At 62.5% G+C, this 20905-nt stretch carries 17 protein-coding genes; 3 read left to right on the top strand and 14 right to left on the bottom strand.

Annotation, left to right across the window (positions count from 1 at the left end):
* The 3 genes from AC3WJU_RS09535 to fdxA all read right to left on the bottom strand — a co-directional run.
* Positions 1-981 (bottom strand): citrate/2-methylcitrate synthase (locus AC3WJU_RS09535; RefSeq protein ID WP_492259721.1); only part of this gene is annotated, 981 nt, incomplete at its 3' end.
* A gap of 230 nt (positions 982-1211) precedes the next feature.
* Positions 1212-2360, bottom strand: a complete 1149-nt coding sequence (gene dapC / locus AC3WJU_RS09530; RefSeq protein ID WP_492259720.1) for a succinyldiaminopimelate transaminase — start codon at positions 2358-2360, stop codon at positions 1212-1214.
* Positions 2361-2374: 14 nt separating this feature from the next.
* Entirely contained in the window at positions 2375-2701 is a 327-nt protein-coding gene (fdxA, locus tag AC3WJU_RS09525) for a ferredoxin (protein ID WP_018776555.1), read from the bottom strand.
* Between the two features lie 134 nt (positions 2702-2835).
* Between fdxA and AC3WJU_RS09520 the strand changes: the two genes are divergently transcribed.
* The gene (locus AC3WJU_RS09520; RefSeq protein WP_059387478.1) at positions 2836-3078 is read left to right on the top strand and encodes a putative acetyltransferase; all 243 of its coding nucleotides are present in this window, start codon (positions 2836-2838) and stop codon (positions 3076-3078) included.
* A 22-nt stretch (positions 3079-3100) separates the two neighbouring features.
* Here the strand turns inward: AC3WJU_RS09520 and AC3WJU_RS09515 are convergent, their stop codons facing one another.
* A complete protein-coding gene (locus AC3WJU_RS09515; RefSeq protein WP_492259719.1) occupies positions 3101-4399 on the bottom strand; it encodes an MFS transporter in 1299 nt (432 codons plus the stop codon).
* Between the two features lie 63 nt (positions 4400-4462).
* Between AC3WJU_RS09515 and AC3WJU_RS09510 the strand changes: the two genes are divergently transcribed.
* Positions 4463-4969, top strand: a complete 507-nt coding sequence (locus tag AC3WJU_RS09510; protein WP_284991423.1) for a helix-turn-helix domain-containing protein — start codon at positions 4463-4465, stop codon at positions 4967-4969.
* On the opposite strand, the gene AC3WJU_RS09505 is transcribed toward AC3WJU_RS09510, so the two are convergent.
* From AC3WJU_RS09505 to AC3WJU_RS09475, 7 genes are all read right to left on the bottom strand, one after another.
* The gene (locus tag AC3WJU_RS09505; protein ID WP_492259718.1) at positions 4970-5350 is read right to left on the bottom strand and encodes a hypothetical protein; all 381 of its coding nucleotides are present in this window, start codon (positions 5348-5350) and stop codon (positions 4970-4972) included. It lies immediately after the preceding gene.
* A 46-nt stretch (positions 5351-5396) separates the two neighbouring features.
* Entirely contained in the window at positions 5397-7325 is a 1929-nt protein-coding gene (gene typA / locus AC3WJU_RS09500; RefSeq protein ID WP_284991419.1) for a translational GTPase TypA, read from the bottom strand.
* 299 nt (positions 7326-7624) lie between these two features.
* The gene (locus AC3WJU_RS09495) at positions 7625-9337 is read right to left on the bottom strand and encodes a dipeptide ABC transporter ATP-binding protein (protein WP_492259717.1); all 1713 of its coding nucleotides are present in this window, start codon (positions 9335-9337) and stop codon (positions 7625-7627) included.
* Positions 9338-9348: 11 nt separating this feature from the next.
* Complete coding sequence (locus AC3WJU_RS09490; protein WP_059387473.1) at positions 9349-10299, bottom strand: ABC transporter permease; 951 nt, start codon at positions 10297-10299, stop codon at positions 9349-9351.
* Positions 10300-10306: 7 nt separating this feature from the next.
* Positions 10307-11236 carry an ABC transporter permease gene (locus tag AC3WJU_RS09485; RefSeq protein WP_059387472.1) on the bottom strand — a complete coding sequence of 310 codons (930 nt, stop codon included), beginning with the start codon at positions 11234-11236 and terminating at the stop codon, positions 10307-10309.
* A gap of 133 nt (positions 11237-11369) precedes the next feature.
* Positions 11370-13052, bottom strand: coding sequence for a peptide ABC transporter substrate-binding protein (locus AC3WJU_RS09480; protein ID WP_284991415.1), 1683 nt, complete (start codon positions 13050-13052; stop codon positions 11370-11372).
* 423 nt (positions 13053-13475) lie between these two features.
* Positions 13476-15248 (bottom strand): dipeptide ABC transporter ATP-binding protein, encoded by a 1773-nt coding sequence (locus AC3WJU_RS09475; protein ID WP_307052573.1) that lies wholly within the window; start codon positions 15246-15248, stop codon positions 13476-13478.
* A 154-nt stretch (positions 15249-15402) separates the two neighbouring features.
* On the opposite strand from AC3WJU_RS09475, the gene AC3WJU_RS09470 reads away from it, so the two are divergent.
* Complete coding sequence (locus AC3WJU_RS09470) at positions 15403-16029, top strand: PH domain-containing protein (protein WP_284991411.1); 627 nt, start codon at positions 15403-15405, stop codon at positions 16027-16029.
* Between the two features lie 24 nt (positions 16030-16053).
* Here AC3WJU_RS09470 and AC3WJU_RS09465 read toward each other — a convergent pair whose 3' ends face one another.
* From AC3WJU_RS09465 to AC3WJU_RS09455, 3 genes are all read right to left on the bottom strand, one after another.
* Positions 16054-17148, bottom strand: coding sequence for an ABC transporter permease (locus AC3WJU_RS09465; RefSeq protein ID WP_306958666.1), 1095 nt, complete (start codon positions 17146-17148; stop codon positions 16054-16056).
* On the bottom strand, positions 17145-18686 hold the full coding sequence (locus tag AC3WJU_RS09460; protein ID WP_284991408.1) for an ABC transporter permease: 1542 nt from the start codon (positions 18684-18686) through the stop codon (positions 17145-17147). The genes AC3WJU_RS09465 and AC3WJU_RS09460 overlap by 4 nt, the downstream gene beginning before the upstream one ends.
* Positions 18687-18866: 180 nt before the next feature.
* Complete coding sequence (locus AC3WJU_RS09455) at positions 18867-20642, bottom strand: ABC transporter family substrate-binding protein (protein WP_059387469.1); 1776 nt, start codon at positions 20640-20642, stop codon at positions 18867-18869.
* Positions 20643-20905 lie beyond the last annotated feature (263 nt).

Below are 20905 nucleotides of genomic sequence, written 5' to 3'. Positions count from 1 at the left end.
CTCGTGTGCCGTCGCCTTGATGATCTTGGCGCGGGGGTCGTAGTTCTTGTAGACCCGGTGCCCGAAGCCCATGAGGCGGACGCCGTCCTCCTTGTTCTTGACCTTCTCCATGTATTCCTCGGGCTTGATGCCGTCGGCCTGGATCTGGCGCAGCATCTTCAGCACGGCCTCGTTGGCGCCGCCGTGGGCGGGACCGAAGAGGGCGTTGATGCCTGCGGAAACAGAAGCAAACAGGTTCGCGTTCGAGGAGCCCACAAGGCGGACGGTCGACGTCGAGCAGTTCTGCTCGTGGTCGGCGTGCAGGATGAGCAGGAGGTCCAGCGCCTTGACGACGACGGGATCCAGCTCGTACTGCTCTGCCGGCAGGCCGAAGCTCAGGCGCAGGAAGTTCTCCACGAGGTTCATGGAGTTGTCCGGGTACAGCATGGGCTGGCCGATGGACTTCTTGTGGGCGTAGGCCGCGATGACCGGGAGCTTCGCCATGAGGCGGATAGTGGAAACTTCCACGTGCTCCGGGTTGAACGGGTCCAAGGAGTCCTGGTAGAACGTGGACAGCGCGGAGACAGCCGAGGAAAGCACCGGCATCGGGTGCGCGTCACGCGGGAAACCGCCGAAGAAGCCCTTGAGCTCTTCGTGGAGCAGCGTGTGGTGGCGGATCCGCTGGTCGAACGCGTCCAGCTCGGTGGGAGTGGGAAGGTTGCCGTAGATCAGCAGGTAGGAAACTTCCAGGAAGCTTGAGTGCTGGGCAAGCTGCTCGATCGGGTAGCCGCGGTACCGCAGGATACCGGCGTCGCCATCGATGTAGGTGATTGCCGACGTGGTGGCGGCGGTGTTCATGAAGCCGGGGTCATAGGCGACGGCGCCCGTCTGCTTCAGCAGCTTGGAAACGTCGTATCCTTCGTTCCCTTCTACAACCTTGATCCGCGGGAGCTCGAGCTCTCCGCCGGCATGGCGCAGGGTAGCGCTGGTGGTCTCAGTCATGGAGTCCCCTTCATGAGGCTCTTGGCCTCGGTCGAAAGCTTGATCCAACCAACATCTGGTGACTCCAGCCAGGAGTCTGCAGGTGCAGACACCATCGGCCGAACTGCCTTCGTGGAGAAAGCCACCATTGATAGTCAGTTAAAAGCTACCGCCAGTAAGCGGGACAAACTAATTCACAAGCTACGGTTACTGGCGGAATGACGCGCCCTGTGCGGGAAGTCACAGCATTGTTACCGGGCAGTGTCCAAGCGTTCGACTGCCGCATCGATGCGTTCGTCCGTGCCGGTGAGCGCCACACGGATGAAACCATTGCCCGCGTCTCCATAGAACACCCCGGGCCCGACAACGATCCCCAGCTCAGCGAAACGGCGGACTGTGTCCCACGTCGCCTCCCCTGCGGTGGACCACAAGTACAGGCCAGCTTTGGACTCGTGGATCTCCAGGCCGAAGTTCTTCAGTGCCGGCAGGAGGCGTTCACGGCGCCCGCGGTAGAGATCCTTTTGGGCGAGCACGTGGCCGGCATCGCCGAGCGCGGTGCGCATGGCTTCCTGGACCGGATACGGCACGATCATGCCGGCGTGCTTGCGGCTGTTGACCAGATTCGCCACGATCGACGAGTCACCAGCCACGAAGGCGGCACGGTAGCCGGCAAGGTTCGATTGTTTGCTGAGGGAGTAGACGCACAAGAGTCCGTCCGTGGATCCTCCCGTGACGCGCGGGTCAAGGACGCTAGGCACCGCCTCGCCGCCACGCTGGGCATCCCATTCGCCCCAGCCGAGTTCGGCATAGCATTCATCCGACGCCACGACTGCGCCGATCTCGCGCGCCTGGGCGACGATCTGCCTGAGGGATTCGACGTCACGGACGCTGCCCGTGGGATTGCCGGGGGAATTGATCCAGATGAGCCGGACCCTCGCGCGGGTGGCTGAGTCCAGGTCGTCCAGGTTGTCTGCCGCGACGGCAGTGGCGCCTGCAAGCATGGCGCCGATGTCGTAGGTCGGGTACGCCACAGTGGGGCGGACCACGACGTCGCCTGCGCTCAGTCCCAGCAGGAACGGCAACCAGGCCACCAATTCCTTGGAGCCGACGGTCGGCAGGACGTCCCTCGGATCGATTCCCGGGACCCCGCGGCGGCTGGCGAACCAGTTGGATACGGCCTCGCGAAGAGCTTCCGTGCCGTGGACCGTCGGGTAACCATGGGCGTCAGCTGCCCGGGCAAGCGCCTCGCGGACCAGTTGCGGCGTCGGATCCACGGGGGTTCCGATGGAGAGATTGACTGCCCCGCCCGGGTGTTCTGAAGCCTTGGCCACGTACGGCGCCATCGCTTCCCAAGGATAGTCAGGCAGGTTGAGGCCGAAAGCGGGGGCCGCAGAAATCAAAGGAGCAACCGTTCTTAGTGGTCTTGGTTCTGTGGGGGCAGCGCGGCGATGAAGGGGTGGTCCTTACCGGTGTTGCCGATCTTGGCGGCTCCGCCCGGGGAACCAAGGTCATCGAAGAACTCGACGTTGGCCTTGTAGTAGTCGGCCCATTCCTCCGGGGTGTCGTCCTCGTAGTAGATCGCTTCCACCGGGCACACGGGTTCGCAAGCTCCGCAGTCCACGCACTCATCCGGGTGGATATAGAGGGAACGTTCGCCTTCGTAGATGCAGTCAACAGGGCATTCTTCAATACATGCCTTGTCCTTGACGTCCACACACGGCTGCGCGATTACGTAGGTCACGTCCCTTGCCTCTCCACAGTTGTCCCGGAAATTCCGGGTAGTACCACCGGCCCTGTGGCCGGTACATCGAATTCTGAGCCTATTATCCCCCAGCGGGAACTCAGCAACCTAGCCGGGCGTCTTACTATGAACTGGTGAATCTGCCCCGGCCCCAGGATTTCCTGCTCAATACCGTATCCGGAACACGGGTAGTTGTCCGATACCGCCTGGACAACGGCTTCACCGATGCCCTCGGCTACCTGCTCTCGGTCGCCGACGGTGCGTGCACCATCCGTACCCGACAGTCCGACGTCGAGATCCCGCTGGCCCTTGTTGTGGCGGCAAAAGCAGTCCCTCCTCCGCCCCAGCGCCGGGATCCGCGCACAACCCGCGAGTAGTTCCGCCTCATGTCCCGGAGGGTCAGGCGCCATGCACCTCGTCGGGGAGCCTGCGCATTCCCCACAGCGGGGAGAACAGCACAGGCGCAACAAAAACAAGACTTCCGCCCAAGCCGATCCAGAGTGTCGGTACGAGGCCGATATTCTCGGCCAGGAGGCCCGAGGCTAGGGCAGCGATCGGCATGACCCCCCACACCACGAAGCGAATGGACGCATTCATGCGCCCCAGGAGCCGGGGCGGACACACGCGCTGCCTCATGCTCAACTGCATGATGTTGTACACCAGCACTCCGAAAGCGAACCCGAACTCGGAGACGATGAGCATCACCAGGGACATCCATCGCTCGGGGGCAAGCACGCACAACGGAACCAGGAGGAGGAAAAGCGAGCTGATCATCGACGCCACGGGAATAACCGTCCCCTCGCCGATCCAGGCCGCCAACCTGGGCGCGGCAACCGCCCCGATCAGTCCGCCCACGGCGCCGACCGCCATGATGAGGCCCATGCCCTCCGGACCGAGTTCCAGTTCACGAAGTACCAACACCGGCATCAAGGTGAAGGCAAGCGTGGTGAAGAAGTTGACCCCGCCCGTGCACGCCGCAATCCTGCTGATCAGGGGATGCCTGACCACGAAGACCAGGCCCTCCTTGATTTCGCTTGCCAGCGGCTGCCGATCCTTCGCGGCCACGGGCCGTTCCGCATCGCGCGTCCTGAGCAGGAAGATGGCCGACAGCAGATACCCGATCGCCTCCCCGACGAACAGCACCGGGGCGGACACGACCGTCAGCAAGCCACCGCCCGCGGCAGGACCCCCGATCCGTGCGATCTGGGAGGTGGCCTCGAGCTTGGAGTTCGCCTGCGGCACTTTCGCGGCATCCACGAGCACGGGCACATAGCTCTGGTAGGAAACGTCGAAGAAGACCGTCGCGGACCCGACGACGGCGGCTACGGCGTAAAGGTGCCAGATCTGCAGGATGCCGGCCCACCAGAGGATTGGTACGGTCGCCATTGCCGCTGTCCGGACCAGGTCCGCCACGATCATGGTGCGACGCTTGAGCCAGCGGTCAACCCACGCTCCTGCCGGCAAACCGATCAGCAGGAAGGCCGCAAGGCCGGCGGCATTGAGCGCGCCGACTTCGAACTCACTGGCGCCGAGCAAAGTCACCGCGAGGACGGGAAACGCCAATTGCCCCAGTTGCGCCCCAAGCTGGCTGACGGCCTGGCCCGACCAGAAGGTGATGAAGTTCCGGTCCCGCCACAGCGAGGCAGTGTGCTGAGCTGTGTCAGTTTGCTGAGCATTGTCCGTGGTCCCGGCGTTCACCCGCCCAGTTTCCTGTAGTGATTGGTATATGTCAATCACTCAAGGCTGGCTACACTGGCCACCATGACGGAACACGAGCGGGAGGACAGCGACCTGGTGGCCAAGGGCCGCGCCTTGAGCTCCCCCCTGCGCCTGAGGATTCTCCGGCTCTGCCTGCACCACGCTCGCACCAACAAAGAGATTGCGGGGCTGTTGGACATCAATCCGGCGTCAAGCCTGCATCATGTCCGGACCTTGGTGCGCACCGGTTTTCTTGAACCTCAGGAAGGCCGGAAGGGAAAGAGGGGCGCCAAGGAGGTGCCGTACATCGCCACCCGCACCTCGTGGAGCACTCCCGTCGACGATATTGCCCCTGTCCTGATCGAAACATTCGTCCAGGAAACCCGCGGGCTCATGCCAGGGGACATCGATGTCTGGCGGCTTGGCGTGAAGTTCAATGCTGCACGGCAGCAGGAGATGATGGGCAAGCTGCGGGCGGTCGTCGAGGAATATATGCGTCTTCCGGCAGACGACGACGGCGAGGCCACCTCGCTCTTGATCGCCCACCACCGGGACCCAAGCGCCGACTAGCTAAGCGCGCGGAGGACGCCCGTAGCGCCGGCACCACAAGAGCATCACGAAAGTGATGCCCGCACTCCCGTAAACCCACACATTTCCGGGCACATCCGCGACGATCAGCTGCTTGCCCGTTCCGCCCGTGGAGAGCACGCCTACGGCGGCGTAACAAACAATGCCCACCACCACCGTCGGGATCAAGGATCGCGACCACGCACCCAGCAGGAGCTGGAGCGATGCGAGCAGGAGCAGTGCCGCTGCGGTACCCCAAGAGACGTCGACGCCGGCAATAAGGAGCGCCTGCCGGTGCAGTGCGGTGCCTGCAAAGGCAGCAAAAAGAGCCACCGGAACAGCCACGGCAATGCCGCGTGCTGTTCCGGTGGCTCCCTTATTCAATGCGTCAGTCCGTTGGGCGCGTCAGTACTTGATCAGCCCAGCAGGATCAGACTTTGGCGCGTGCGCGGGTAGCCTTGGCGCGCTCGTTGGCGTCCAGGATCACCTTGCGGATGCGGATGGAGTCCGGGGTTACCTCAACGCACTCGTCTTCGCGGGCGAATTCGAGGGACTCTTCGAGGGTCAGGTCGCGCGGCGGCGTCAGGTTCTCAAAGGTGTCAGAGGAAGCGGCACGCATGTTGGTGAGCTTCTTTTCCTTCGTGATGTTGACGTCCATGTCGTCGGCGCGGGAGTTCTCGCCGACGATCATGCCTTCGTAGACCTCGGACGTGGGCTTCACGAAGAAGGAGCCGCGTTCCTGCAGGTTGATCATGGCGAAGGGGGTGACCACACCGGCGCGGTCGGCAACCATCGAACCGTTGGTGCGGTATTCGATAGGGCCGGCCCACGGCTCGTAGCCTTCGGAGATCGAGGAAGCGATGCCGGCGCCACGGGTGTCCGTAAGGAACTTGGTGCGGAAGCCGATGAGGCCACGTGCCGGAACGATGAATTCCATGCGGCACCAGCCGGTACCGTGGTTGGCCATGTTGGTCATGCGGCCCTTGCGGGCAGCCATCAGCTGCGTGACCGCACCGAGGTACTCTTCAGGCACGTCGATGGTCATGTGTTCCATCGGCTCGTGGATCTTGCCGTCGACGGTCCGGGTGACAACCTGCGGCTTGCCGACAGTGAGCTCGAAGCCTTCGCGTCGCATCTGCTCCACGAGGATGGCCAGCGCAAGCTCGCCACGTCCCTGGACTTCCCAGGCATCCGGACGCTCGGTGGGCAGGACCTTGATGGAGACGTTACCGATCAGTTCCTTGTCCAGGCGATCCTTCACCTGGCGCGCCGTGACCTTGGCGCCCTTGACCTTGCCGGCCAGCGGGGAGGTGTTGATACCGATGGTCATGGAGATCGCGGGGTCATCCACCGTGATGAGCGGCAGCGGCTGCGGGTTCTCGGCGTCAGTGAGGGTCTCACCAATGGTGATTTCCTCGATACCGGCAACAGCCACGATCTCGCCCGGGCCGGCAGACTCTGCCGGTACGCGGTCAAGGGCCTTGGTGGCCAGGAGCTCGGTGATCTTGACGTTCTTCAGCTCACCGTTGGCACGCGCCCAGGCGACGGTCTGGCCCTTGCGGAGGGTGCCGTTGTAGATGCGCAGGAGTGCAAGGCGGCCGAGGAACGGGGAAGCGTCCAGGTTGGTGACGTGCGCCTGAAGGACACCGTTCGGGTTGTAGGTCGGCGCCGGGATGTGCTCGATGATCGCCTTGAAGAGGGGTTCGAGATCTTCGTTTTCCGGGGCCGAGCCGTCAGCCGGCTGCTCGAGGGAGGCGCGGCCGACCTTGGCTGCGGCGTAGACCACGGGTACTTCCAGGATCTTGTCCAGGTCCAGGTCCGGAACTTCGTCCGCGAGGTCGGAGGCCAGGCCAAGGAGCAGGTCCATGGACTCGTGGACAACCTCTTCGATGCGGGCGTCGGGGCGGTCGGTCTTGTTGACCAGCAGGATGACGGGCAAGTGCGCGGCAAGGGCCTTGCGGAGGACGAAGCGGGTCTGCGGCAGCGGACCTTCCGAAGCGTCGACCAGGAGGACCACGCCGTCAACCATGGACAGGCCGCGCTCCACCTCGCCACCGAAGTCGGCGTGGCCGGGGGTGTCGATCACGTTGATGGTGATGGTCTCGCCATTGGACGACGGGCCGTTGTAGGCAACCGTGGTGTTCTTGGCGAGGATGGTGATGCCCTTTTCGCGCTCCAGGTCACCGGAGTCCATGACGCGGTCTTCCAGGTGGTTGTGCTCGGCGAAGGAGTTGGTCTGCTTGAGCATGGCGTCGACCAGCGTGGTCTTGCCGTGGTCAACGTGGGCCACAATCGCGACGTTGCGCAGATCACTGCGCGATGCAGTGGTCGCGGCGGTGTTGGTGGTGGTTTCAGACATGCGTAATGGCTCGATTCAGTGGTGAAGTCAGCTGTTGTATCGCGACATTTCCAACCGGAACGCACGACGGATTAGACCCTTTGACACAGGGCACCTTCATAGAGTCTAAACGCTGTGGTATTTATTGGCCTAAAAATCACCCTCCAGGTCATCGAATTGTGCCCTTCATCACAATCGGCAGCGAACTCCGGATGAGCCGGAAACAGCAAAGGAGCCGGTACCACTTCCCCCCCCCCACGGAAGTGGTACCGGCTCTTCTGCTCCCCCGGCTGGCACTCAGCGCACGGGCGCCAGGACCGTCAGGCCACCACGGGCGGAAGCATCAGGCTGGCACCCGGGATCGCGTTGAGCAGGGCCTTGGTGTAGTCCTGCTGCGGCGAATCGAAGACGTCGTCCGTGCTGCCCGTCTCCACGAGCTTGCCCTTCTGCATCACGCAGACATGGTCGGCGATCTGCCGCACGACGGCGAGGTCGTGCGTGATGAACAGGTACGTCAGGCCAAGATTGGACTGCAGCTCGGCCAGGAGGTTCAAGACCTGGGCCTGCACCAAGACGTCCAAAGCGGAGACCGCTTCGTCACAGATGATCACTTCGGGGTCGAGGGCGAGCGCGCGCGCGATCGCGACGCGCTGCCTTTGGCCGCCGGAGAGCTCGTTCGGGTACCGCTGCATGGTGGACTGGGGCAGCGCCACCTGGTCCAGGAGTTCCCGGACCTTCTTCTCGCGGCTGACCTTGTCACCGATCTTGTGGGTCCGGAGCGGTTCCTCGATGGTCCTGAAGATGTTGTACATCGGGTCGAGTGAACCGTACGGGTCCTGGAAAATCGGCTGGACGCGGCGCCGGAACTTGAAGATTTCCCGGCTGTTCAAGGTGGAGGTGTCCACACCGTCGAAAACGATCCGGCCCGACGTCGGCGCGAGCAGGTTGAGGACCATCTGGGCCACGGTGGACTTGCCGGAACCCGATTCACCCACGATCGCCGTCGTCGTCCCCCGTTTGACGTTGAACGAGACGTTGTCCACCGCAGTGAAGTCCGTTGCCTTGCCCATTCCGGAGCGCAGCTTGAAGACTTTGCTGAGGCTTTCGACCTTCAGGACGTCGTCGGCCAATGCCTTTTCGGCCACAGCTTCGGTGGGCGCCAGGAGTTCTTCCGTCTGGATTCCTTCGGCCTTGGCGGCCTGGATCCTACGCGAAGCGAGTGACGGCGCCGAGGCCACCAACCGCTGGGTGTAGGGGTGTTGCGGGTTGCGAAGCAATTCGAGGGAAGGACCGGCCTCCACCACGTTGCCGCGGTACATGACCACTACTTTGTCCGCGCGCTCGGCAGCGAGGCCGAGATCGTGGGTGATGAGCAGGACTGCCGTGCCGAGTTCCGCCGTCATGGTTTCGAGGTGGTCAAGGATCTGCCGCTGCACCGTGACGTCCAGGGCCGACGTCGGCTCATCGGCGATCAGGAGCCGCGGCTGGCAAGACAGGCCGATGGCGATCAGGGCCCGCTGGCGCATGCCGCCGGAGAATTCGTGCGGATACTGCTTGGCGCGGCGTGCGGAGTCCGGCAAGCCGGCCTCCCCCAGGACGCGGGCGACGTCGGCAGGACCGCTGGGCTTGCCGTTGGCGCGCAGTGTCTCGCGGACCTGGTAGCCGATCTTCCAGACCGGGTTGAGGTTGGACATCGGATCCTGCGGAACCATGCCGATCGTGTTGCCGCGCAACTCGATCATGTGCCGTTCCGGGGCGTGGGAGATGTCCTCGCCGTCGAGCAGGATCTGCCCGCTGGAAACCCTGCCGTTCTCCGGCAGGAGGCCGATGGCGGCGAGCGCCGTCGTCGACTTCCCCGAACCGGACTCCCCCACAATGGCGACAGTCTCGCCGGGCATGATGGTCAGGTGCGCATTCTTGACGGCCTGGAATTCGCCGCTCGCCGTCTGGAAGGAGATGGCGAGGTCCCGGATTTCAAGGAGCGGACGCTCTTCGGTTCCGGCTTCGTCGATGGTGACGTTGGATGTTGTCATGATTGCCTCCTTCATCGCTTGCGGCTCTTGGGGTCAAGGGCGTCACGCAGCGCGTCGCCAAGCATGATGAAGCTCAGGACCGTGATGGACAGTGCGGTTGCGGGGAACATCAGCACCTCGGGGTTGGTGCGCAACGTGTCCTTCGCCGCGGAAATGTCGTTACCCCAGGACATGATGCTGCCGGGCAGGCCAATGCCCAGGAAGGACAGCGTTGCTTCCGTCACGATGAAGACGCCAAGCTCCATGGTGGCCAGGACGATGATCGGCGCGAGCGCGTTCGGAACGACGTGCCGGACCAGCGTGCCGATCTTGGAGACACCGAGCGAGCGTGCGGCCGTGACGAAATCCGCGTTGCGGACTTCGATCACGGCCCCACGGGTGATGCGGGCCATTTGGGGCCAGCCGAGCATCACGATGACCATGACCACCGTGAACACGCTCTTGTTCTCGCGGAAGAAGGGGAGCTGGGTAACTACCAGCGCGCCAAGGACCAAGGGCAACGCGAAGAAGATGTCGCCGATGCGGGCAATGATGGTGTCAACCCAGCCGCCGAAGAAGCCTGCCAGTGCACCGAGGGTGACCCCGATGATCAGGACGAAAATGACGGAGACGACGCCGACAGTCAAGGATGCCTGGGTGCCGTGGATGACGCGGGAGTAGATGTCGCAGCCCTGGAAGGTGAATCCCAGGGGGTGGCCGGCCGAGGGGCCCGCGAGGGAGTCGCCCAGCTGGCAGTTGTCGTTCGGGGCAGTCTGCGTGAAGAGGCCTGGGAAGAACGCGACCACGAGGAGCAGCAGGATCATGAGCGCCGAGATGATGAAGAGCGGCCGACGGCGGAGCTTCCGCCAGGCATCCGCCCACAGGCTCAGGGGTGCTGCGTCGACCTTGAGGGTATCGGTCGCCAGCAGCGGTGTCTCGTCGATAGGGGCAACATAGTGCTCGATCTGACGGTTACTTTTCATAACGGATCTACTTTTCATAGCGAATCCTGGGGTCAAGCCAGGCGTAAAGGAGGTCCACCAACAGGTTGGCGGCAACGAAGACCAGTACCAGGACGCTCACAATGGCGACGACTGTGGGGCCTTCGCTGCGGATCACGGCTTGGTAGAGCTTCTGGCCGACGCCGGGCACGTTGAAAATGCCTTCGGTGACGATCGCGCCGCCCATCAAGCCACCCAGGTTCGCGCCCAGGTAGGTGACCACGGGAATCATGGAGTTTCGCAGGATGTGGGCCAGGACCACGCGGGGGCGGGACAGGCCTTTTGCGGTTGCCGTGCGGACGTAGTCGGCGTTCATGTTTTCAATGACCGAGGCGCGGGTCAGGCGCAGCACGTAGGCAAAGGACACGAGGCCAAGGACGGTGGCCGGAAGGATCAGGGTGCCCCAATCCGCGTTGGATCCAACGGTCGGCTTGGCCCAGCCAAGCTGTACGCCAACGACGAGCTGAAGCACGAAGCCCAGGACGAACGTCGGGACGGCAATGACCACGAGGGACGCGACAAGCACGGTGGAGTCGAAGATCTTTCCCTTGCGCAAGCCTGCAATCAAGCCGAAGGCCACACCGAAGACAGCCTGGATGGCAAGGGCCTCGACGGCGAGCATGGCGGTGACCGGGAAAACACGGCCAAGGGTGGCGGCGATTGGCTGGCCGGTGAAGTCCACCCCGAGGTTGAACGTGAAGAGGTTCTTGAGGAACAGTCCGTACTGGACCCAGAACGGCTGGTCGAGGTTGTATTGCTGGCGCAGCGCGGCAATGACGGACTCGCTGGGCGGTCGGTCGCCGAACAGGGCGCGGATGGGGTCGCCCGGGAGGGCAAAGACCATGAAGTACACGAGCAGGGTGGTTCCCAGGAACACGGGAATGACCTGCAGCAAACGCCGGAGGATGTACTGGGTCACAGCAACGGTTCCTGGGCGCTCTTGAAAATGTGGGGATTCATTTGGGACAGCTTTCGTGCCGAATCAAGGCATGGGGGCCCGGTTTGTGGCCGGACCCCCATACGCTAACGAGCTTGGAACAAGTCCAGTAGGACTACTTTGCGGTGATGTTGTAGTACAGCAGGACGCCGTTCCAGCCGGAGTCAACGTTGCTGACGTTCTGGCTCCATACAGCCTGGCGTGCCTGGTACCACAGGGGCAGGTTCGGGAGGTCCTTGAAGAGGATTTCCTGAGCCTGGGTGAACTTCTTGTTGGCGTCGTCCGTGGACTTGGAAGCCAGGCCCTCGGTCAGCAGCTTGTCGAACTCAGGGTTGCTGTAGCCCTCGTAGTTGGCGCTGGCTCCGGTCTTCAGCAGCGGGCCGAGGAAGTTGAACAGCGACGGGTAGTCTGCCTGCCATCCGGCGCGGGTGAAGCCCGGGAGGGTCTTGGCCGTGCGGAGGTTCAGGATCTCGGCGAACTTGGCGAACGGCTGGCCTTCTGCCTTGATGCCGAGGTTGTTCTTCAGGTTGTTGGCAACGGCGTCAATCCATTCCTTGTTGCCACCATCGGTGTTGTACGCGAGCTGCAGAACCTTGTCGGCGGGCCACGGGCTCATGGCGTTTGCCTTTGCCCAGAGGTCCTTGGCCTTCGCGGCGTCGAACTTCAGAACGTCGGAGCCTGTCACGTTGGCGTTGTAGCCATCGATGGACGGCGACGTGAAGTCCTTCGCAGGGATGCGGGTGCCGTTGAAGACGACCTTGGTGATCTCATCGCGGTTGATCGCCATGGAGATGGCCTGGCGGCGCAGCTGGCCGGCGGGTCCCTGGAACTCAGGCAGGTAGTTCGGGATGTTCAGGGTTGCGTTGCCCGCGTAAGCCTTGTTGAGGCTGTGGTCCGGGAAGTCCGTTGTGTAGGTCTTCAGGGCGTTCGTGGGCAGGACGTCGGTTACGTCAAGGTTGTTGGCCTGGACGTCGGTGTAAGCCGGAGCCGGGTCGGTGTAGAACTTGAAGGTCACGCCGCCGTTCTTGGCCATGCGCGTGCCCTGGTAGTCCGGGTTCTTGACGAGGGCGATCTGGCTGTCGTGCTGCCAGGCACCCTTGGCGGCCATCTTGTACGGGCCGTTGCCGATCGGGTTTTCGCCGAAGGCCTTCGGGTCCTTGAGGGCGTCGGCCGGAAGCGGCATGAAGGCGGAGTAGCCGAGGCGCTGCGGCCAGTCGGCCTCCGGCTGGGCCAGCTTGACCGTGATGGTCGAGTCGTCCTTCAGCACCAGGCCGGACATCGTCTGGGCGGTCGGTGCGGGAGTCGACGTTGACTTTCCGTCCGCGCCCTTGGTCTTCGTGACGGCGCTGACTGCGTCGTAGCCTTCGATCGATTCGAAGAAGCTGCTGCTGGACTGGGCGTTGGTGCTCAGTGCGGCGAAGTTCCAAGCATCAACGAAGCTCTTGGCGGTGACTGCCTCGCCGTTGGTGAACTTGGCGCCCTTCTTGACCTTGATGGTGTAGTTCTGGCCGTCGCTCGTGTCAATGGATTCCGCGAGTGCGTTCACGGACTTGCCATTGGCGTCGTAGCTGGTCAGTCCTTCGAACAGGAGGTCGACAACGCGGCCGCCGTACACCTCGTTGGTGTTGGAAGGGATGAGGGGGTGCTGGGGTTCATTGCTGTATGCGGTGATGATTTTGTTCGGATCGCCGGCAGCGGTGGGGCCACTGCTTCCGGAGCCAGCGCTGCCGCATCCGGTGAGGGCAAGCGCGGCGACTGCGAGCAAGCCAAGAGCTTTGGAAGTGCGCGAAAAACGCATTCCGCCTCCTATGGATTCAGGGGGATGGGTCGGGGCAACTCATAGCTGCCCCCGGGGCCAGGCACAGAATTATCCTGTGACGCGGCCTACATGGATGTGTAATCCTAACCACAGCTTGTCCGAAATATGGAATCCCATTGGCATGAACAACGAAGTGTGCACTTGACAGTTTTAGTAATGAAGCAGTCATTTCAAGTAAATGAAGCAGTCATTTCACGAAATGGGATTTTCCTTGCTACACTCGACATGCCTGCCCCCTGGTTTCCCCCGGAAAACCAGGGTTTTTCGGGCATCCCGTACGGAGTGCAGCCGGCCTGGCCGGCGCGTCAACAAGCACCAAAAAAGAGCCCCCGCCGCCCATGGCGACGGAGGCTCTTTCGGTTGCGACCATCAGTTCGTGCCGCCGCGAGTGCCTTCGGGTTGCTACTCGATGCCGGCCGCCATGAGTTGGGCGCGCAGTTCGCGACGCTCACGCTGCTTCTCGGGGTCCGGCAGCGGCACCGCCGCCAGCAGCCTCTGCGTGTACGGCTCCTGCGGATTGCGAAGGATCTGCTCGCGGGTGCCCTGCTCCACGATCCTGCCCCGCTGCATCACGCAGATCCGGTCCGCGAGCACGTCAACCACGGCAAGGTCGTGCGTCACGAACAGGCACGCGAATCCCAGCTCCCTCTGCAGGTTCTGGAAAAGTTCCAGGACCTTCGCCTGCACCGAAACGTCCAGCGCCGACGTCGGCTCATCCGCGACCATCAGCTTGGGCTGCAGGGAGAGCGCCCGGGCAATGCCGACGCGCTGCTTCTGGCCGCCTGACAATTCATGTGGATAGCGGTTGCGGTACCCGCGCGGCAATTCCACCTGGTCCAGGAGGGTCTCAATCCGTTTCTGCAGATCGATGCCCTTCGCGACCCCGGCGAGGTACATCGGTTCGCCGATGCTTTCGCCGATGGGCAGCCGCGGATTCAACGACGACGACGGATCCTGGAACACCATGCCGATGTCGCGGCGCACTTCGTGCAGTTGCTTTCCATTCCGCTTTGCGGCGGAAATGTCCTGCCCCACCACGCGCATGCTGCCCGCGGCTACGGGCAACAGCCCGACGGCGGCGCGTCCAATGGTCGTCTTGCCCGATCCGGACTCCCCCACAAGGCCTACAACCTGGCCGGGGTAGATCACGAGGTTGGCTCCCTCGACAGCTCGGAACGCGGGGACCCGGCCCTGCTTGGGGTACTCGATGGCGACGTCGACCAGCTCAAGCACGGGCTCACCCTTGGGCTTGGCTGCTTCTTCGGCCGCAGCCTTCAAAGCGGCCTGGTTCTCAAGTTCCCGGCGGACCAGCTCATCGTGATCGACCGATTCCAGCTCGGAGTGGGTTGCGGCAGCCAACGCCGCGGTGACGTCAACGTCGGCGCTGTCAGCACCCTGTCCCAGGTGGGGAACAGCGGCTAGAAGAGCTTGTGTGTATCCGTGCTGCGGGTTGCTGAAGATCTGTTGGGCAGTGCCGCTCTCCACGATGACGCCCTGGCGCATCACGGCAATTCGATCGGCGAGGTCGGCCACAACACCCATGTCGTGCGTGATCAGGACGATGGCGCTGTCCAGCTTGTTGCGCAGGTTGCGCATCAGGTCCAGGATTTCAGCCTGGACCGTCACATCCAAGGCAGTGGTGGGTTCGTCTGCGATCAGGAGCTTGGGATCACAGGACAATGATTGCGCGATCATGGCTCGCTGCCGCTGGCCGCCGGAGAGCTGGTGCGGATACGACTTGAAGGCCTTCTCCGGGTCCGGCAGCTCCACCAGCTCGAGCATGCGCAAGGCCCGCTGCTTGGCTTCATCGGGCGAGATCGAGTTGTGCAGCCGGATCGTCTCCACTATTTGCGTACCCACGGTGTACACAGGGTTGAGCGCGGTCATGGGCTCCTGGAAGATGACCGCGACATCCTTGCCGCGGACTTCACGGATGTTGCCTGATTTCTCACCCAGCAGCTCCTTGCCCGAGAGCTTGACGCTCCCCCGGACACGGCTGTTGCTGGGCAGCAAGCCAAGCAGTGCCATGGAACTTGCACTCTTGCCGGACCCGGACTCACCGACGATCGCGAGGACCTCGCCGGCCCTGACCTCGTAGTTCAGTCCGATGGCGGCAGGGACCCATTTCTTATCCACGCCAAAGTCGACGCTGAGATCGCGTACTTCCAGGACCATGGCCCCGCGCGCGCTCTTATCCGACTCGGTCTCGAGGTGGGTGGCCTCCGGTTCGCGGCTGGCGTTGTCAGTCATGTTGGGTCTTCCCTTCCGACCGGGCCACCCTCCAAGGGGTGATTAGTGAAGTAGCCCGGAATCCTGAATTATTAGGGGCATGAGCAGAGCGCCGTATGCCGGAAATGTCGAAATCTTCAAGGCCCGCACCAGCAAGATTTTTGCTTGGATCTGCTGGGCAGTTGCCGTTTTCGGAGTGGTCGTTGCGCTCGTGGCAGCCGGACCGCGCTCCCTTCCCGGAACCACTCCCCTGCTCTTCGTAGCGTTTCTTGGCTGGTTGCTCTTCTGGCGCCCGGTTGTGGTGGTCCGGGATTCCGGCGTCGCGCTGGAGAATCCCTTCCGGACCATCGATGTTCCCTGGGATGCCCTGGTGCAGGTTGATACCCGCTACGCCCTCACGCTGGTGACGCCCCGCAAGAAGTATCCGGCGTGGGCTGCTCCCGCGCCGGGAATCTGGGGCGGGCGCAATGCCCGCCCTGAGCATCTCAAAGGACTCCCGGGCACCACCTACGGCCCCAGCAGCTCGGTTCGCCCCGGAGATCTCAAGAACACCGATTCCGGCGCCGCAGCGATCCTGGTGCGCACCCGCTGGCAGGACCTCGTCGAGGCCGGACGCGTGGAGCCCGGCCGGGCTGAAGACGCTTCGGTGACCGTTGCCATCGGATGGTTCCGGATAGCAGCCACGGTAGCCCTGGCCGCGGCCAGTTACTGGGCGGTCTTCCTGTAGGAGGTTTCCCTGGACGGGTAGCACTCAGCTGCCTTTCGAGGCGTCGGCAACGGGCGCCGTCGTGCTCGAGTGGCGCGTGGTTTCGATGGCGGTCTTGGCTTTGAACTTCTTCTGCCGGGGATCGAAGGCGTCCCGCAGGCCGTCTCCGATGAAGTTGATGCTGAGGCAGATGAGGATGATGAACAGGCCGGGGAACCAGAACAGCCACGGCCTCGTTGCGAAAGCTTCTTGGTTCTGGGCAACCAGCAGGCCGAGCGAGGTGTCGGGAGCCTTCACGCCGAGGCCCAGGTAGCTGAGTGCCGTCTCGAGCAGGATCGCCGCGGACATGGTCAGCGTCACGTTGACGATCAGCACACCCACGGCGTTGGGGAGGATGTGCTTGAAGATGATCCTTGCGTTGGACGCTCCGGAGATCCTGGCTGCGTCAACGAACTCCCGCTCGCGCAGGGTCAGGAACTCACCGCGGACCAGGCGGGCGAGGCCCACCCAGCTCACAAAGCCGAGGAAAATGCCAAGGATGACGACGCCGTTGTTGGCGGCAAATCCGGTCAGCCAGCTTCCCTCATCCCTGCGGTTGGCTATCTGGCCAACAACAGCCGCAAGGAGCAGCAACGGAATGATGATGATGACATCGGTCAGGCGCATGAGGATGGCTTCGACCCAGCCGCGGAAATAGCCGGCGAGTCCCCCGACGATTGCGCCGACCGCGCCCGCGATGGCGCCGATCAGGACCATGACCGTGATGGATTGTTGGGCACCGCGCATGGTCATGGCAAACAGATCGCGTCCAATACGGTCCTGGCCGAAGGGGTGCTCTCCCCAGGCGAGCGGCCAAAACGACGACGTGGGGGCACCGTCATTGACCAAGGGCGAAACGTCCACATGGTTGTACTTCCACCATCCGGGAATCCCGAATGCGCCCACCGAGGTGAAAGCAAGCAGGAAGATCACTGCAAAAACCGCGAGCCCGATCAGGGCGCCGGTGTGGCCGAAAAACCTCTTGCGGACAATCTGGCCCTGGCTCAGGCCGCTGGTGACTTCGCTGCTTGCATGGGTGGCTGCAGCTTCGGCAAGCGCCTGTTGCGCGAGGAGTTCTTCCTCTTGGGTTGGCTGGCTCATGCTTTGATCCTTACGCGTGGGTCGAGCGCGGAGTACGCGAGGTCCGCTATCAGGTTGAAGACCATGGCGGTGATTGCAACACAAAGGAACACGCCCATCACGGGGTTCGGGTCAGTGTGCAGCAGTCCGTCGATGAACAGGAAACCCATGCCCCGAACGGAGAAGACCGTTTCCGTGATGACGGCGCCACCGATCAACGCACCGATGTCGAAAGCAACGATCGTTGCAATAGGGATCAGGGCGTTCCGGAAGGCGTGGCCCATGATCACGGAACGTTCGCTCAGACCCTTTGCCCGCGCAGTCCGGATGTAGTCCATGTTCATGATTTCGAGCATCGACGAGCGTGTGAACCGGGTGTAGCTGGCCAACGACACAAGGATGAGGGCAATCGTCGGCAAGACGAGGTGGGTCAAGGTGTCTGTCGACATGATCCAGAAATCGCCTTGGATGTTCGGGGTTCCTGCCCCGATCGTGGCGATGGGGCGCCCGCGCACCCGGCTGTTGTTGAAATAGGACGGCCAAGCCTGCATGAATTTGTCCACAACCACAAGGAACCCGACCAGGAAGGCGGTCAGCCCGGCGGCGCGCATGGACTGGCCGCGGTCGTAGCCGCCCATGAAGTACCCCACTGCCACGCCAACCAAGATAGTGGCGATGGCCAGGAGGAAGATCATCAGCCCGGTCGCGTCATTGAGCAGCGGCTGCACAGCAAAGTAGGCAACCACGCCAATGCCCACCACGATCAGGCTTGATTGCAGGGCCTTGCGGTTCTTGAGTCCGGAAACCAAAATCGTGATTCCGAAGGCGATTCCCACCCCCATGATGGCGATGATGACCGGCCCCAGGCCGGGATTGCGGAACCATTGAGTCAGCGAGAAGTAGAAGAGAATAAGCGAAACAGCCGCAAAAACCGAGCCTCCGACGATCAGTCGGCGCCTCACCGCACCGCCGACGACGACGGCCCCGACGATGCCAAGGACGGCCCCGATTCCAAGGGCCACGACCGGCGGTATTTCGGGATTTCGGAGGAAGTCATTAAAGCCGATGGCACCGAATTCCTTGAGGAGAACGGCTACCCAGAAGATCGGCAGGGAGAAGAACAGGAAAGCCATGAAGGTTACGCCGTAGTCCAACGCGCTGTACTGGCGCAGTGCCGTAACGATGCCGAGCGAAATGCCGATGAGAATCGCAAGGATTGTCGCACCGGTAACCAGCGTCAGGGTTTGGACCAGCGCGAAACCGAGCGCCTCCGTGATTGGCTGCCCGGCAATGTTCTTACCAAGATTGCAGGCATTGCCGAAGGGAACCAGACACTGGGCAGCGCCTCCCAACCACTTGAAATAGCGCAGCGGCGCCGGTGTGTCGAGGTCGAGCAGATTGATTCGCGCATCCATCAGTGCTTGCCGGTTCGGCGCGCTGCTGGTGCGGAGCTCTTCCAAAGGGTCCCCGGACAACGCCGTCAGGAGATACACCAGGAAAGAAGCTCCAAGGAGAATGAATGCGGCGGTTACGAGCCGCCGGACGATATAGGTCACCATGGTGAAGAACCTCGAAATCCAGGCCCGGGGTCTCCGGCGCCTATCGCAGAATCGTGCCCCTTCCCTGCTTGAGGTCGTTGGGGAAGCAGACAATGTGCCGGTTCGCCAACCCGAAGGCGCCGGGACCATGATACGTCGGTCCCGGCGCCTCGGCTGGCGATATTGCGCGCTAGTTGGGCCTTACTTCTGAGCCCACTCCCAGAAGTTCCACCAAACGCCAGTCTGGTTCGGCATGAGCTTCACACCGGTGATGCGGTCGCTGTAGGCGTCCACGTTCACGGACTGGAAGAGCGGCACGCCGTATGCGGAGTCCCAGATCTTCTTGTCGATCTGCTTCTGCAGATCATCCTGCTTGCTGCGGTCGGTGGTGACCACGAGCTCTTCCATCAACTTGTCAGCGTCAGTGTTGCTGAACTGGTTGAAGTTGTTGCCACCAGCGGTCTTGAAGATCTGCGGAACGCCGGAGACACCGACGCCCGGGTTGATCCAGCCGAAGATGGTGGCATCGTAGCCGCCCTTGCCCAAGGCCTTGCCCCAGTCGGACTTGCCCAGGCCGCCGTCGACGATCTTGAAGCCAGCCTTGGTGGCGGATTCGCGGATCAGCGAGAAAGCGTCAACGCGGTTGGGGTTGTCCTTGTTGTACATGATGCGGATTTCCGGAGTAGCGCCGTTCAGGAGCTTCTTGGCACCATCAATGTCCACGTCCTGGTAGGCCGAGGAGCCGTTGTTCTTGGCGGAGTCGGCGTAGGCAGCCTGCTGGGGAACGAAGATCTGCGAGTCCAGCGGCTTCGCGTTCGGGTCAAGCTTGCCAATGATCTTGCTGACGATGTCCTTGCGGGGCACTGTCTTCATGAAAGCGGTACGCACGTTTTGGTCGGCCAGCGGACCCGAGAAGTTCAGGTCCAAGTGGTCGAAGGCCAGCTGGTTGCCCTGGTCGACAGTGACGCCCTGGCTGGAGAGTGCCTTCAACTGGTCGAGGGTGTCCGCGGAAGCCTGCGGGGCAATGATGTCCGCCTCGCCGTTCTTGAGGGCCTGGACCTGTGCCGGCGCCGAACCGATGTACCGGACGGTAATTTCGTCAAGGTTTGGAGTCGGTCCCCAGTTGTAGTCCTTGTTGCGAACCATGGTGAGGGACTGGTCCTGGTTCATGCTCTTGACGATGTAAGGACCGTTTGAGAGGAACAGGGTCGGGTCAGCGGGAAGCGTCTTCGTGTCGAAGCCGGTGTTCCACATGTCCGACATTGCCTTCAGCTTCGGGTCGGCGGGCAGCGGTGCCTTGGAGTCTCCGCGCGGCTTGCTCTTGAAGAAGTCAATCAAGGCCTGGGTGTCCTTCAGGCCGGCCTTCTGCGCAAGGACATGGGCAGGAACGTCAATGCCGGGACCACCAAGCACGATCTCCCAGTCAGCGAACGGCTTGGAGTACTTGAGGGTGAGGGTCTTGTTGTTGTTGCTGATCTCCGGGAAGTCCGTCAGACTCAGGCCCGTGTTGTCACCAGCGTACGAGAAATAGGACGTGCCCGTCTTTGCCTTGGCATCGGCGTCGTCGTAGTAGCCGGAGAACGCCGCCCACTGCAGGAGGAGGTCAGCTGCGGAGACCGGGGTGCCATCAGACCACTTCACACCATCGTTGATGGTGTACTTGACGGTCAGCGGGTTGTCCGAGACCTTCTCCATCTTGCCGAACTTGTCGTTGTGTACGACGTTCAGCTTGTTGTCGATGTAGTAGAAGCCCGAGTGCGTTGCGTAGCTGACCTTGGAGTTGATGTCAGTATTGCCATCGGCTGTGTTGGGGTTGAACGTGTTGAAAGCGTTGACCTCGACCACAGTGGCCGTGCCACCCGTCTTGGCTGCTCCAGTGGATGGGGTATTGCCACCGGAATTGCCGGCACAGGCGCTCAGTGCGATCGCGGCGATTGCCGCAATACCCACTGCTTTGGAAGTACGTCCGAAACGCATTCCGCCTCCTATTTTTTTGAGTGGAAAAAGCCGGCGCTGTTGACTCCGGCAGACTGCCACAACCCCCTCAGCAGGCTTGTGGCTCGTCTCACATGAGCAGTAGCCTAGCGCCCGGAACGGATCTTTGGGTCTAAAGTTTCCCGCCGGTAAAGTTTGTTATCGAGATGCAATCATTGAAGGACGTCCTAGGGGTTCCGTGATCCGCGCCAACATGACATAAGCCCCGATTCACGGCGAACCGGGGGCTTATGTCAGTTAATTCC

The organism is Arthrobacter sp. FW306-1B-F12A (genome assembly GCF_058781865.1).
This window is presented reverse-complemented; position numbering and strand designations above follow the sequence as displayed.

Bases quoted from the DNA above. Each gene is read 5' to 3' on its own strand.
- AC3WJU_RS09510 (WP_284991423.1), top strand. From the start codon at position 4,463: ATGACGGAACACGAGCGGGAGGACAGCGACCTGGTGGCCAAGGGCCGC.
- AC3WJU_RS09475 (WP_307052573.1), bottom strand. From the start codon at position 15,248: ATGGTCCTGGAAGTACGCGATCTCAGCGTCGACTTTGGCGTGGATAAG.
- AC3WJU_RS09495 (WP_492259717.1), bottom strand. From the start codon at position 9,337: ATGACAACATCCAACGTCACCATCGACGAAGCCGGAACCGAAGAGCGT.
- AC3WJU_RS09465 (WP_306958666.1), bottom strand. From the start codon at position 17,148: ATGAGCCAGCCAACCCAAGAGGAAGAACTCCTCGCGCAACAGGCGCTT.
- typA (WP_284991419.1), bottom strand. From the start codon at position 7,325: ATGTCTGAAACCACCACCAACACCGCCGCGACCACTGCATCGCGCAGT.
- AC3WJU_RS09470 (WP_284991411.1), top strand. From the start codon at position 15,403: ATGAGCAGAGCGCCGTATGCCGGAAATGTCGAAATCTTCAAGGCCCGC.
- AC3WJU_RS09490 (WP_059387473.1), bottom strand. From the start codon at position 10,299: ATGAAAAGTAACCGTCAGATCGAGCACTATGTTGCCCCTATCGACGAG.
- AC3WJU_RS09455 (WP_059387469.1), bottom strand. From the start codon at position 20,642: ATGCGTTTCGGACGTACTTCCAAAGCAGTGGGTATTGCGGCAATCGCC.
- AC3WJU_RS09480 (WP_284991415.1), bottom strand. From the start codon at position 13,052: ATGCGTTTTTCGCGCACTTCCAAAGCTCTTGGCTTGCTCGCAGTCGCC.
- AC3WJU_RS09460 (WP_284991408.1), bottom strand. From the start codon at position 18,686: ATGGTGACCTATATCGTCCGGCGGCTCGTAACCGCCGCATTCATTCTC.